The sequence below is a fragment of the Streptomyces sp. NPDC046862 genome (assembly GCF_040704615.1).
In the GTDB taxonomy this organism is placed as follows: Bacteria; Actinomycetota; Actinomycetes; order Streptomycetales; family Streptomycetaceae; genus Streptomyces.
The window spans coordinates 43,811-56,425 of the sequence record NZ_JBEYXP010000069.1; the positions used below are offsets into that span (position 1 = coordinate 43,811).

The 12,615-nt window shown below is 68.5% G+C and carries 9 protein-coding genes; 3 read left to right on the top strand and 6 right to left on the bottom strand.

Annotation, left to right across the window (positions count from 1 at the left end):
* Positions 1-69: 69 nt before the first annotated feature.
* The gene (locus AB0959_RS46605) at positions 70-1,170 is read right to left on the bottom strand and encodes an NAD(P)-dependent alcohol dehydrogenase (RefSeq protein ID WP_366833003.1); all 1,101 of its coding nucleotides are present in this window, start codon (positions 1,168-1,170) and stop codon (positions 70-72) included.
* Complete coding sequence (locus AB0959_RS46610) at positions 1,167-2,354, bottom strand: FAD-dependent monooxygenase (RefSeq protein ID WP_366833004.1); 1,188 nt, start codon at positions 2,352-2,354, stop codon at positions 1,167-1,169. The genes AB0959_RS46605 and AB0959_RS46610 overlap by 4 nt, the downstream gene beginning before the upstream one ends.
* A 147-nt stretch (positions 2,355-2,501) precedes the next feature.
* Between AB0959_RS46610 and AB0959_RS46615 the strand changes: the two genes are divergently transcribed.
* The gene (locus AB0959_RS46615; protein WP_366833005.1) at positions 2,502-3,281 is read left to right on the top strand and encodes an IclR family transcriptional regulator; all 780 of its coding nucleotides are present in this window, start codon (positions 2,502-2,504) and stop codon (positions 3,279-3,281) included.
* A 28-nt stretch (positions 3,282-3,309) separates the two neighbouring features.
* Here the strand turns inward: AB0959_RS46615 and AB0959_RS46620 are convergent, their stop codons facing one another.
* Together AB0959_RS46620 and AB0959_RS46625 are read right to left on the bottom strand one after the other, a co-directional pair.
* Positions 3,310-3,729, bottom strand: a complete 420-nt coding sequence (locus tag AB0959_RS46620; RefSeq protein WP_366833006.1) for a nuclear transport factor 2 family protein — start codon at positions 3,727-3,729, stop codon at positions 3,310-3,312.
* A 155-nt stretch (positions 3,730-3,884) separates the two neighbouring features.
* A complete protein-coding gene (locus AB0959_RS46625; protein ID WP_366833007.1) occupies positions 3,885-5,594 on the bottom strand; it encodes an MFS transporter in 1,710 nt (569 codons plus the stop codon).
* A gap of 377 nt (positions 5,595-5,971) precedes the next feature.
* On the opposite strand from AB0959_RS46625, the gene AB0959_RS46630 reads away from it, so the two are divergent.
* The gene (locus AB0959_RS46630) at positions 5,972-6,718 is read left to right on the top strand and encodes an SDR family oxidoreductase (RefSeq protein ID WP_366833008.1); all 747 of its coding nucleotides are present in this window, start codon (positions 5,972-5,974) and stop codon (positions 6,716-6,718) included.
* A 728-nt stretch (positions 6,719-7,446) separates the two neighbouring features.
* Here AB0959_RS46630 and AB0959_RS46635 read toward each other — a convergent pair.
* Both AB0959_RS46635 and AB0959_RS46640 read right to left on the bottom strand, forming a co-directional pair.
* Positions 7,447-9,501: an RICIN domain-containing protein gene (locus AB0959_RS46635; protein ID WP_366833009.1), complete on the bottom strand. Its 2,055-nt coding sequence runs from the start codon at positions 9,499-9,501 to the stop codon at positions 7,447-7,449.
* 177 nt (positions 9,502-9,678) lie between these two features.
* Positions 9,679-10,716, bottom strand: a complete 1,038-nt coding sequence (locus AB0959_RS46640) for a LacI family DNA-binding transcriptional regulator (protein ID WP_366833010.1) — start codon at positions 10,714-10,716, stop codon at positions 9,679-9,681.
* Positions 10,717-11,242: 526 nt separating this feature from the next.
* Here AB0959_RS46640 and AB0959_RS46645 point away from each other — a divergent pair.
* Positions 11,243-12,553: an extracellular solute-binding protein gene (locus AB0959_RS46645; protein WP_366833011.1), complete on the top strand. Its 1,311-nt coding sequence runs from the start codon at positions 11,243-11,245 to the stop codon at positions 12,551-12,553.
* The last annotated feature ends 62 nt before the right edge of the window (positions 12,554-12,615 follow it).

The window sequence follows — 12,615 nt, forward strand, 5'->3', positions numbered from 1 at the left end:
CCTTGATCGACAGCGAACGGTCGGGGCCCCGCCGAACCGGGCTGTTCGCGGAAGCGACGTCAGGCGATGTCAGGTTTCCGGCATCCTGAGCACGGCCTTGATCACACGCCCGGAACTGGTCTCCGCCCACGCCCGGGCGAAGTCAGTGAAAGGAAACTCCTCGATCATTCGGTCGAACGGGAACCGGCCCGCCCGCCAGTAGTCGACGAGTTGGGGGATCAGCACGTGCGGGTTGGCCGAGCCTCCGATGATCCCCTGAAGTCTGCGACCGCCGGCGAGCAGGAATCCGGTGTCCGGGATCCATTCGCCCGCGGGAGCCACCACGTAGCCAAGAGTTCCTTCGACACCCAGGCACGTCGTCGCGGTCGCGTAGACGGAGGGTACGTCAGCGGTGACGTAAGCGAAGTCGAAGCCGTCGGGCTCGATGTCTCGCAGCGCCTGTTCGGCACCGGCGCCACCCAGCACGGTGTCGGTCGCTCCCAGCTCCCTGGCGAGGTCGAGCCGGGGCCGGTTGATGTCGACGGCGACGATGTGCCGGGCACCCGCGAGACGGGCTGCCATGACGGCCGCGAGTCCCACGCCTCCGGTCCCGAACACCGCGATCGACTGTCCGGGGCGAAGCCGGAACGACTCCAGGACCGAGCCCGCCCCCGTGATGACGCCGCAGCCGAGCGGTCCCATCAGGTGCAGCGGGACGTCCTTCGGCAGGAGGACCGCGCTCCGTGCGGGCGCCAGCGCGTACGTCGCGAAGGAGGACTGCCCGAAGAACATCGCCGCGACCCGGTCACCGGCCTGAGTGATCGGCGAGCTGCCGTCGAGTCGCGCGCCACCGAAGGCCACACGCATCGCCTCCCGGCAGTAGGTGGGCCGCGCGTCGAGGCAGCGGGGACATACACCGCAGGAGTTGCCCGAGAGCACCACGTGGTCACCGGGCACGAGGCGCGTCACTCCGGCACCGACCGCCTCCACGACGCCCGCGCCCTCGTGCCCGAGCACGATCGGGCGCGGTACGGGAACCCCATGGCCGTTGTGCGCATTGATGTCGGTGTGGCAGATGCCGGTCGCCACGACGCGCACCAGGACCTCGTCCGGCCTCGGATCCTCGAGGTCGACCTGCTCAAGCTCGGGGACGGTCCGGCCCTCGCGCGACACCACCGCAGTGATCTTCATGAGACGGCGACCTCCGGGTCGTACTCGTAGATCCAGCCGTTCTCCCTGAGCGGGTCGGCCTGCGAGTACTGCAGGTCACGTGCCTGCTGCTCGGGACCGTCCGGCAGGTGGTTGATGTGCGACCTTCCGTGCGACACCGCCTGCAGGCGTGCCGTGCGGTGTCGACGCAGCTCTTCGTAGCGGCTCAGTGCCGCGATCGGGTTGTCCGGGTCCGCCGCGAGGCACAGGGACAGGACGGCGCCGTCCTCGATGGCCTGGGCGGCGCCCTGGGCGAAGAACGGGAACATCGGGTGGGCCGCGTCGCCCAGCAGGGTCGCGTTGCCGCGGCTCCAGCGGTCGAGGGGCTCGCGGTCGAGCAACGCCCAGCGCCCCGGCGTGTCGGCCGCCTTGATCAATTCCACCAGGCGTGGATCCCAGCCGGCGAACTCGTCGAGCAGGTCCTCGACCGTCGCGGTGGCCGTCCACGACTCCACGCTGTTGGCGCCGGCAGGCGCGAAGGCGACGAGGTTGACGTAGTCCTCGCCGGAGACCGGGTAGTGCACGAGGTGGTGGTCGGGGCCGATCCAGAGGGTCTGGGCGCGCCGTTTGGCGAAGTCGGGTGCGTGCCGCGCCGGTACGAGGGCCCGGAAGGCGCAGATTCCCGACTCCCTCGCTTGAGTCGGGCCGACCATGGCGCCGCGCACACGTGAGTGGACTCCGTCGGCGCCGATGAGGATGTCAGGGCGGACCGTCTCGCCGTCCTCGAACCGGAGAACGGCCTGGTCGCCTTCGAACTCGACCGAGACGCAGCGCCTGCCGAGGTGGATCGAGTGCTCGGGGACGGCCGACCTCAAGGCGTCCAGCAGGTCGGCGCGGTGGGCGGTGTAGGTGTGCTCGCCGTACAGGCGTATGCACCCCTCCGCCAGGTTCTCCGCGGAGAGGACCGCGCCGTTCTCCCAGCGCCGGAACTCCCAGCCGATCTCCATCCGGACCGCGCGCTTGATGAACCGGTCCAGGACGCCGAGACGTCGTAGGAGGCGGGCGGCGTTGGGCGCGATCACCAGGCCGGCACCGACCTCGGTCAGGGCAGGCGCCTGCTCGTAGACGTCGCTGCCGAAGCCCTTGTCCCGCAGGAACGCCGCGGCGGCGAGGCCCCCGATGCCGCCACCGAGGATCGCGATCTTGGGGCCGTTCTCAGTACTCATGCTCTTTCACTCCCGTGGACCTCGAGCGAGGTGGTGACTGGCTGTCTGCAAGAGTCCGGCAGATTGCGCGTTGTTAGAACGCCTTTATCCATCCAACGAACAGGAAAGGTAGAGTGACTGGGGCCACGAACGATGAAGGAGAGGCCCATGCCTCGCGCCAACGAGCCCGGACGGACCGTCAGTTCTCGGCTGTGGGATCTGCTGTTTGCCTTTGACCCCGACCACACCGAGCTGAGCCTCGCCGATCTGGTCCGGCGAACCGGCATGCCGCACGCCACCGCGCGGCGCCTCACCCTCGAACTCGTGGAGGCCGGCGCGCTGGAGCGCACCAGCGACAACCGGTTCGCGATCGGCTTGCGGCTGTGGCGTCTCGGCACGCTCGCACCGCGCGCCGAGACGCTGCGCAGCGCCGCCCAGCCGTTCGTGGAGGACCTGTACACGGCTCTTCGCCAGCATGTGCAGCTGGCCGTCCTCCAGGGCGACCAGGCCGTGATCATCGAACGTCTCTCGGCGGTCAACGCCGTCGGTCTGACGTCGCAGGTGGGCGGCCACCTGCCCCTGCACTGCTCCGGTGTCGGCAAGGTGCTGCTGAGCCACAGCAGTCCGGAGTTCATCGACGAGGTGCTGGCGGGAAGGCTGCGGAGCTTCACTCCCAAGACGATCGTGGACCCGGCCGAACTCCGCCGCGAACTGGCGTCCTGCCGCTCGACCGGAACGGTGGTCGTCAAGGAGGAGCTGAGCGAGGGGGCCGAGTCGGTCGCGACGCGCATCGTCGACGGCCGCGGCAAGGTCGTCGCGGCCCTGTCCGTCGTGGTGGCCGCGGGCTCGATCAAACTGCAGGCGGCCGTTCCCTCGCTGGTCGCGAGCGGACTGGGCCTGTCGAGGAGTCTCGGCTGGCGGCCGGGCATCCCCATTCGCACGTCGTGACCTTTCCCCGGGCGCGGAGACCGGCGCGTCATACGGGCGGTTGCCGCCGGGAGAGCTGCATGTGCCCGAGCCGCCATCCCTCGTCGGTCGAGAACCACACCCGGGTGGCCACTGCCTGAACCAGGAACGGCGGCAGGTCGGGCACGCGCCGGATGCGCATCTTCTGAAAGCACGTCACGATGGCCCGCCCCCCTCGCTCCCCGCACGTCACCTCGCTGGTCTCGGCTTCGAGGGTGGCTCCCATCGACGCGTTGTAACCGAGGAAGCGCTCGCGGTCATGGACGTTCCCGACCGGGCCGTGGACGATCACGCAGTCGGGGAGCATGAGTGCGCGCTGCTCCTCGTCTCCCTTCGTGATCGCGACGAGCCACGCCGCCTCCGCCTGGCGGACCGTGTCCGGCATGCGGAGGTCGTCCCTACTGTTCGGTGCCGACTGTGTGCTGGTCATGGTCCGACTCCTGTCCGAGTGGGTCACGTGATCGATGTGCGGTGTACGCCGTGGCCCGCCGCGGTGGCTGCTCCCGATGAGGAGTCGCGGCGGGCGCTGCGGCTGTTCTGTCCGGCCTGCTGCCCGTGTCCGGCGCCCGCAGGTTCGTCGGGCGGTCAGTCGTCGAGGGTGTGCGGGTCGTCGTCGAGATGGGTCTCGCCAGGGCCACCGCGCCCGCCCACGAGGGTGAGTGCCGCCGCCACGAGAGCGGCCACGCCGCCGAGGACGTACGCGTGGGAGTAACTGTTGCTGAGGGCGTCGAAGGCGACGTCCTTGAGGGGGTTGAAGGGGATGACCTGACCGTCCGGCGACGTGATGGTGGCCGGCACCGAGTTGGCGCCGAGCGGGCCCGAGGCCACGGCGTGAACCGCCGCCTCCAGCTGAGGTTTCTGGTCCGCGGGAGCATGGGCCGGAGCGGCCTGGAAAGCCTCGTACGCCTTGCTCAGGGCAGGATTTCCGGCCACCTCGCGGGCCATCTCCTTGGCGGCCTGGCCCAGCGCGACGGCGCCCGCGATCGCCGGGCCGAAGGCGAACCCGAGGTCCCTGAACGTGCTCGTGGCACCGCTTGCCATCCCGGCGAGGTGGTTGGGCAGCGAGTTGACCGCGACCGCGCTCATGGCGGCGAAGGCGAGCCCCGAGCCGACACCGGCGAGGATCAGCGGCCCGACGATGGGGCCCAGCGCCCGGTCGCTCGCCGGAACGCCGGCGAACCACAGTCCCGCGACGCCGATGAGACCCAGGCCCGCGAAGAGAACCCACCGGGGGTTGTAGTGCTCCAGCAGCTTGGAGGTGAGGGGCAACAGCACGAAGCCGATGCCTCCGAAGAAGAGGTAGGCGACGGAGCTCTTCAGTGGGCTGAATCCCTGGATGGTGGTGAGGCGGATGCTGGTGGAGTACATGATCGCGAGGAAGCCGAACATACCGATCAGGGTGACCACCGAGTTCACGGCGAACGCCCGGTTCCTGAACGCGCTCAGGAGGAGCAGCGGCTGGGCGACGCGGCCCTCCGCGACGACGAACAGCACGAGGAAGACACCGGCGGCGATGAACGCGATGACGATCTGTGGGCTCCCCCAGCCACTCTCGGGGCCCTGGATCACGGCGTACAGCAGAGCGAACAGACCGAGCGCGGCCGTGATCTGCCCCGGCCAGTCGAGGGACCGGCCCTCGGGCGAGGCGGAGTTCTGGGCGAAGGCCAGCGACAGGAGCACGCTCACCGCGGCGATGACCAGAACACCGACGTAGGCCCACCGCCAGTTCCCGTTCCCGTCCCAGCCGCTGTGGATCTTGGCGGCGACGCCCGCCAGCAGCGGTCCGAGGAACCCACCGATCGAGAGCGCGGCGGCCCAGACCGCCACGCCACGCGCGCGGGTGGCGGTGGTGTGTGTGCCGGCCGCCACCATGGCGAGGCTCGTCGGGAAGATGGCAGCGGCCCCGATGCCGCTGAGGATTTGGGCAACGATCAGCAAGGTCACCCGTGTGTCGGTCGAGGATCCCTCACCCGGCACCAGGACCGCGACAGCCGAGCCCACGACGATGAGCGCGGCGCCCCCGACGAGCAGGCGTTTGCGGCCGAACAGGTCACCGAACACGCCGAAGCCCAGCTCCAGCGCGGCGACGGGAATGAAGAAGGCGTCGACGATCCATGTCAGCTGCGCCGAGGACGGTGCGAGATCCTGCTGGATCAGCCCGGTGATGAGCGAGGGCACGGAAAGGGCCATCTGAGAAAGGCACACGGCGAGAACCACCGCGGCCAGCGTGCCCGGCCTCAGGGTGTATCTGGCACTCTCTCCGTTTGCCTCGGTGGGTGAATCGATCTGGACCATGGATGACTCCTCGCGCGCGGAGCGCGCTGCTGTCGGAACCGACGTTCACCGCCGGACCTTGCTGGGGGTGCTTCTGTCCGGCCATGCGGCGACACCGCTGCCGAACCGCCCCGGGGGCCTTCGCGGACCGCCTCCGCGTGGCTCTTCGACCAACCTGATGCAGGACGCTCGGCCTGCTGACCGACCCGCCGAGCAGCGACAAGGTAGGAAGTGACCCCCGTCACGCTCAATGGACATGTTCATCAGACGAACAGACCACCAGTCGGCGGCGGCTTCAGTGCGCACCATTCATGAGTGACCGACTCAGCGGGGCAGGTCGCCGCATGAAGCCGCGCACCGCCCCGGTTCCGTTCGAGCGCCGACAGGAGAAACGAGTCATGACTGGAAGACTGACCGGCAAGACGGCCGTCGTGACGGGGGGCAGCACCGGCATCGGGCAGGAGATCGCTCGCAGGCTCGCGTCTGAGGGAGCTGACATCGCGGTCGCGGACGTCGGTCCGGCCAACGAGACCAGGGAACTTGTGGCGGAAACCGGCCGGCGATTCTTCAGCGACAAGGTCGACATCTCGGATGAGGACGCGATCCACGGATTCGCCGCGCGCGTCCGGAGCGAACTCGGCGCCACCGACATCCTGGTGAACAACGCGGCCGTCGTTCTCCTGGCCGACATCGAGCACGTGACCCTCGACCAGTGGCGTCGCACCTTCGCCGTCAACGTGGACGGCGCCTTCCTGGCTTCCAAGGCGTTCCTCCCGGATCTCAAGGCGTCCGGGTCGGGACGGATCGTCAACATCACCTCGTCGAGCTACTGGACCGCGCCGCCTCCGTTCGTCTCCTATGTCTCCGCCAAGGGCGCGCTGAACGGATTCACCTCTGTCCTGGCCGCCAACCTCGCCGCTCACGACATCACCGTCAACGGCGTCGCGGCGGGTCTGGTACGGACTGCCGCGTCCGTGGAGAACACGAACGAGGCCTTCTTCGAGCAGGCCGTGCAGATCCAGAACATCAAGCGCGTGCAGATGCCGGCCGACGTGTCGGGCGTCGTGGCGTTCCTCGCCTCCGACGACGCCGCGTTCATCACGGGGCAGATCATCGTCGCGGACGGCGGCAGCACGCGCCGCTGAGACCGGCTGTCACCGGCGCTTCGTCACACGGTCGCGTGGGGTGTGCGGCGCTGTAGAGCGTGGCGAGGTCGACGTGGTTCACGTGCTCAACGGCCACTTCCTCGCCCGCGACGTGCTGTTCGACTTCCACCGCATCATCGACCCCGCGGAGCAGACGGCGTACGTCCGGGGCGACGGCGAACAGCCGGTCGACTACACCACCTGGGACGACACCGCGCGATACACCGCCGCGGCGGCCGTCGACGACATCCGATCGGCCGAGTCATCCCGGTGGCCGGTGACCGAATCGGCTTCCACGGTTTCGTCGCGGCCTCACTTCCTCGACTTCCTCAAGCTGACGTACCTCCGGGCGAACCTGGCGGGCGAAGGCAGGCTCGATGCGCCGGCGAACGACCGCCACCCCCTTGATCCGGCCGACCACCGTCGAGGAGTACCTCACCATCTGAGGCGTTCCGGCTGTCGTGGGACGGACGCCGCAGCGCCGTTGGAGGCGCCGACGACGAAGGCGAGCGGCAGGTTCGCAGGCGTGGCGGACATGATCATTCCTTGTCTCTGCCTACGTGTGGGGGATCTTGTTCGCCCGCCCCGTCCCGTTGCGGCTGGGCAGTGTTCTTGCCGGTCCGCTCGGCCCACCAGGCGCGCCAGCCGACCGCGCCGGTCGCCGGGATGAGCGGAGAGCGGGCGCAGGTACACGCCCGCTCCAGTCGCTGATCGCCGGGCTCAGCCGCTCAGTTGATGCGAACGATCTGCCAGAGCTGGTCGTCGAAGTTCAGGTCGTTCCACTGGATGACGGCTGCGCCGTTGCTGGTGGAGGATTGGGCGACACCGACGCTGAGGTTGCTGCCCAGGTTCTTGAGCCGGTAGTAGCCGTTGCCCGCATCCGTGAGGGTCCACTTCTGCGAGTCCGCGCTGGAGGGTGTGTTCTGGACGACCTTGGCTCCCGCGGTGGTGGAGCTGCCGCTGATGTCGAGGTTGAGGTTGCTGTTGACGTTGTTGATGGTCCAGGCTCCGCCGGCCGCCGACTGGAAGGTGAACAGCTGACAGAAGCAGGCGGAGTTCTGGTACTGCTGGACGGCCGTACCCGTGGCAGTGGAGGCGGCGGGGATGTCGATGTACTTGCCGCTGTTCTTGTTGACGAGGACGTACTGTCCGGTGCCCAGCGGCGGCAGGGCCGTCTGGACGAAGTTCCAGCGCTGGCAGGCGCAGCCGGTGCCGCTCCACTGACCGGCGGTGGTGCCGGTGGCGGTGGAGGCGCCGGGGATCTCGAGGTACTTGCCGGTGACGCGGCTGGTGAGCGTGTAGCCGCCGGCCGGGCTCGGGGCGACGGCCCACTCGTGGTCGAGGGTGCCGTTGTCGTCCCACTGCACGATCTTGGCGCCGTCGGAAGGGGACTGGTTCTCCACGCCGAGGACCTTGCCCGAGGCGACGTTGAAGATCTTGAAGAACCCGGAGGTCTGCTGGACGAACTTCCACTGCTGGTCGGTGGCGTTGTCCGTGTTCTGCTGGGTGGCGGACGTGCCGTTGGCGGTGGAGCCGCCCGCGATGGCGAGTTTCAGACCACTGCCCGCGTTGGACACCGTGTAGGTGGCGCCGTCCGAGATGCCGCCGCCGAGGTCGATGGTGCTGTAGGTGACCGGGTTGAGGCCGGTGCTGCGTCCACGCCCTCCGCTCAGCACCAACAGGCTGTGGCCGTCGGGCAGCGGGAGCATGCCCCGGCTGTAACCGCTGGCGACGTTGGAGCGGATGTGGGTCCAGGCGTTGGCCGCGCCGTTCGCCGTGTTGACGAACAGGTCGTTCTGGTTGTCGCTGCTGACGACGAGCGTGCCGTTGACGCCTCCGGTGGGCAGCCAGGTGATGTACGGCGCCCCGCTGGGGATGGTGCCGTCGGTCGCCCTGAGCACCTGGCCAGGGGCGGAGAGGAACGCCTCGGGGTCGGCGGAGATGTGGTAGTACACGGAGCAGCCGCCCTCGGGCGCGCCGCAGTACTCGTGGGTCATGACGTAGTTGCCGTTGGGCAGCCGGGTGACCACCGGCATGCCGGGACGGTCCGCGTATTTCGGCATGGCCACGTCGTCCACGACCGACCCCCAGGTGCGGATGTCGGTGGACACCTGGTGCACGATCTTCTGCCCGTGCGCGGTGTCGCGCTGGTCCGAGTAGTAGACGATCAGCTTGCCGTTGGCGTAGAGGAAGAACGGCTCCCAGACTGGGGTGTAGCCGTTGCTGGATATCGCCCGTCCACCGGTGGCGATGTTGGTGACGAAGCTCCAGGTCTGTCCACGGTCGGTACTGGCGTACAGGTCGATCTTGGTTGCGGACCGGTCGCCGGGCACGGAGTCACCGGCGGCCAGGATGGTGCCGGCCGGGAAGTCGCCCATCGCCGTGGGCAGTTCGAACAGTTCGGGCTCCCAGCGCATGCCCCAGCCGTTCTGGGAGTCGGCGATGTCCGAGATCTTCGTCCAGGAGTTGCCGTTGTCGGTGCTGCGGTAGATCGGGAAGACCGGCGTGCCGGATGTGTACTGCTCGAACGTCGACAGAATCGTGCCGTTGGCCGAGCCGTTGTGCTGAAGAGTCAGCGCTCGCGGATAGAGCGATCCGGGCGAGGGCGCATCCGACGGCGGCGTGTACATCGTCTGCGAGGGACGGGCCAGGGCGTCCGCCCGGCCGGCGGGCAGGACCATGGTCATCATCGCGACGAGCAGGATGAAGGCCAGGGACAAGAAGGAGACGGGACGGGAACGCGGAGCGGCGCCGGGTCTGGCGTCTGTCTGCGCAGGGGACATTGCGGCTCCCAGAGGAAGGTGTGTTTCGGTGTCCGCTGCCCTGGAACGCCCAGAGCGTGCAGCGGAGTTCGTTGGACGCGGCTCGCAGGAGCGCGGCGCGACAAGCGCGGAATGGCGGAGGTGGGGGGCGCCCCGGCGCGTGGGTGCGCCGGAGCAGCGGCACGGGGGTGGGGTGGTTCAGAGGGAGGGCGGAGACGCGGTGGAACCGCGGACGATCAGTTCGACGGGTGGGTCGTTCGCCGGCGGCAGTTCAGTGTCCGGCTTCTCGATGGCATGGAGGAGAAGCCTGATTCCTTCGCTCGACGCGGCCTCGAAAGGCTGACGGACGGTGGTCAGAGGCGGGGAGACGTAGGCGAAGACCGGGTTTCCGTCGAAACCGACGACGCTGACGTCCTCCGGCACCTGGCGCCCGGCCTCCCGCAGGCCGTGGATCAGACCGATGGCCATCTCGTCGCCCGCGACGAACACCGCGGTCACCGAGCTGTCCGAGGCCAGCTCACGACCCGCGGCATACCCGGAGGCCGCCGACCAGTCGCCGTTCAGCACGGGCGGTTCATGTGCGTCCCGGGCCGCCAGCGCCGCCCGCCATCCCTCGATGCGGTCCTTGGTGGCGTACCACCGCCGTGGCCCGGCGAGGTGATGGACAGTCCGATGCCCCAGGTCCAGGAGGTGATCCGTGGCCGCGCGCGCCAGCTGATGGGCGCCCACGCCGACGGTCAGCGTCCGGGCGGCGGTGAAGGCGGGTGGGGCTCCGAGGAAGAGCACCGGCACGTCGACGCCGAGCGGGACTTCACCCTCGACAATGGGTTCGGAGACGACGATGCCGTCGACGCCCTGCTCCAGGAGTGATTCCAGCGCGCCGGCGATGCCTTGCGGATCGCCGTCCGGTGTGTTGACCACGCGAAGCGCGTAACCGGCGTCCCGTACGGCTTGTTCGATGCCCACGAGCAGGGAGGCGGTTCCGTACCCGGCTGTTCCCAGAGCGACCACACCGATGGACCGGGTACGGCCAGAGGCCAGTGCCCTGGCCGCGTGGTTCAGCCGGTAACCGAGCTCCTCGGCGGCCGCCAGGACGCGTCGGCGGGACTCGTCGGAGACGTACGGCTCGTTGTTGAGGACCCGGGAGACCGTCTTGCGTGAGACGCCGGCCAGCCTGGCCACGTCCTCGCTGCGCGGCACTGAGGAGCCGGCACCGTGCTCCAGCCCAGTTGTCATGAAGTCTCCCCAGCCGTGTTTTCTCCATCGAACGAGGTCAGTGACATGACCGCGCGGTCTGACCGCGCGGTCAATGTGTACGCACCCGCCGAGCGCACGTCAAGAGTTCTCTCAACGCATTTGCCTACGACATGACCGGCGCCGAGGCCCGTGGCCCAGCGGAGCGAGGTGCCGAGGACTTCCGAGACAGGCGTGACCGGCATGCGTTCCCGCAGCTCAAGCGGCAAGTACTCAGCCCGGGACGGTTCGATGGCCAGCCGCGTCAGCCCTGTCCGTCGGGTCCGGCTGCCGACACGTGGGGCTTCTGGCCGGACCTGGCCCATCATGAATTACCCGCACGGAGGGCTTGACAGCGCATCCACAGAGCGTTCACGCTTCCTGGCGTCCGGCGATCGCCTTTGTTCGATCGTGTTGGATTCTGGCTCTCGACTGACCTTCGCATGGTCCCTCGACGACCCGCTCTCCGTCATACCCCCGTTCGGCTGACGTGCCATCCCTGGGCACCACCAGCCCCGTAGGAGCCGAAATGCACCGTTCCTCCCTCGGTCAGCCCATGCCTGGCACCAGCCGCCGCACCGTGCTCCGCGGACTCGGCGGAGCCGCGGCACTGGGTGCCGGTATCCCCCTGCTGAGTGCCTGCGCCGGCAGTTCCGCCTCGTCGGACACCAAGACCGTCACCGTCGGCTCCAACGCGTCCGACGCCGTCCCGAAGAAGGCGTACGGCGACGTCTACGCGGCCTTCACGAAGCAGTCCGGGATCAAGGTCGCCCTCAACACCAAGGACCACAACACCTTCCAGGAGCAGATCAACTCCTACCTGCAAGGCACGCCGGACGACGTGTTCCAGTGGTTCGCCGGCTACCGGATGCAGTTCTTCGCGGCCAAGGGCCTGGCCACCCCCATCGACGACGTGTGGAAGACGATCGGTGGCAACTTCCCCAGTGCCATGCACGACCTGAGCAAGGGTCAGGACGGCAAGTACTACCTGGTGCCGCTGACCACGTCCCCGTGGGCGGTCTTCTACCGCAAGAGCGTCTTCCAGAAGTACGGCTACGAGGTCCCCACCACGTGGGACGCGTACGTCGCCCTGTGCAGGCAGATGAAGAAGGACGGCCTCGTCCCGATCGCGTACGGCGACAAGGACGCCTGGCCGGCGATGGGGTCCTTCGACCAGATCAACTTCCGCGTCAACGGCTACGACTTCCACGTCGAGTTGATGGCGGGCAAGGCTTCGTGGACCGACGCGAAGGTCCGCAAGGTCTTCGACACCTGGGCCGAGACCCTTCCCTACCATCAGGAGGGCGCGGTCGGTCGTACCTGGCAGGACGCCGCCCAGACGCTGGTGTCGAAGAAGGCGGGCATGTATATGCTCGGCATGTTCGTGGCGCAGCAGTTCACCAACAAGGCGGACCTGGACGACCTCGACTTCTTCGCCTTCCCCGAGATCGACCCGGCGTACGGCCAGGACACCGTGGAGGCGCCGACCGACGGCATCATGCTGAGCAAGAAGCCCAAGAACCACGCCGGTTCTGTCAAACTCCTCGATTTCCTGGGCACACCCCAGGCCGAGGAGATCTACCTGAAGGCCGACCCGAGCCTTATCGCCGCCTCCTCGAAGGCCGACACCTCCGCCTACAGCGCCCTGCAGAAGAAGGCGTACGAGATGATCGGTGGCGCGAAGCACCTCACGCAGTTCATGGACCGCGACTCCCGTCCGGACTTCACCTCGACGGTGATGCAGCCCGCGCTGCAGAAGTTCATCCGCGACCCCAAGGGCGTCGACAGCCTGCTGTCCTCGATCGAACGCCAGAAGAAGACGATCTTCGCCTCCGCATGACCACCGACACCACCTCGAAGAGCCCGGAGGCGGCCCCCGTGCCGCCTCCGGGCCCCACGCAT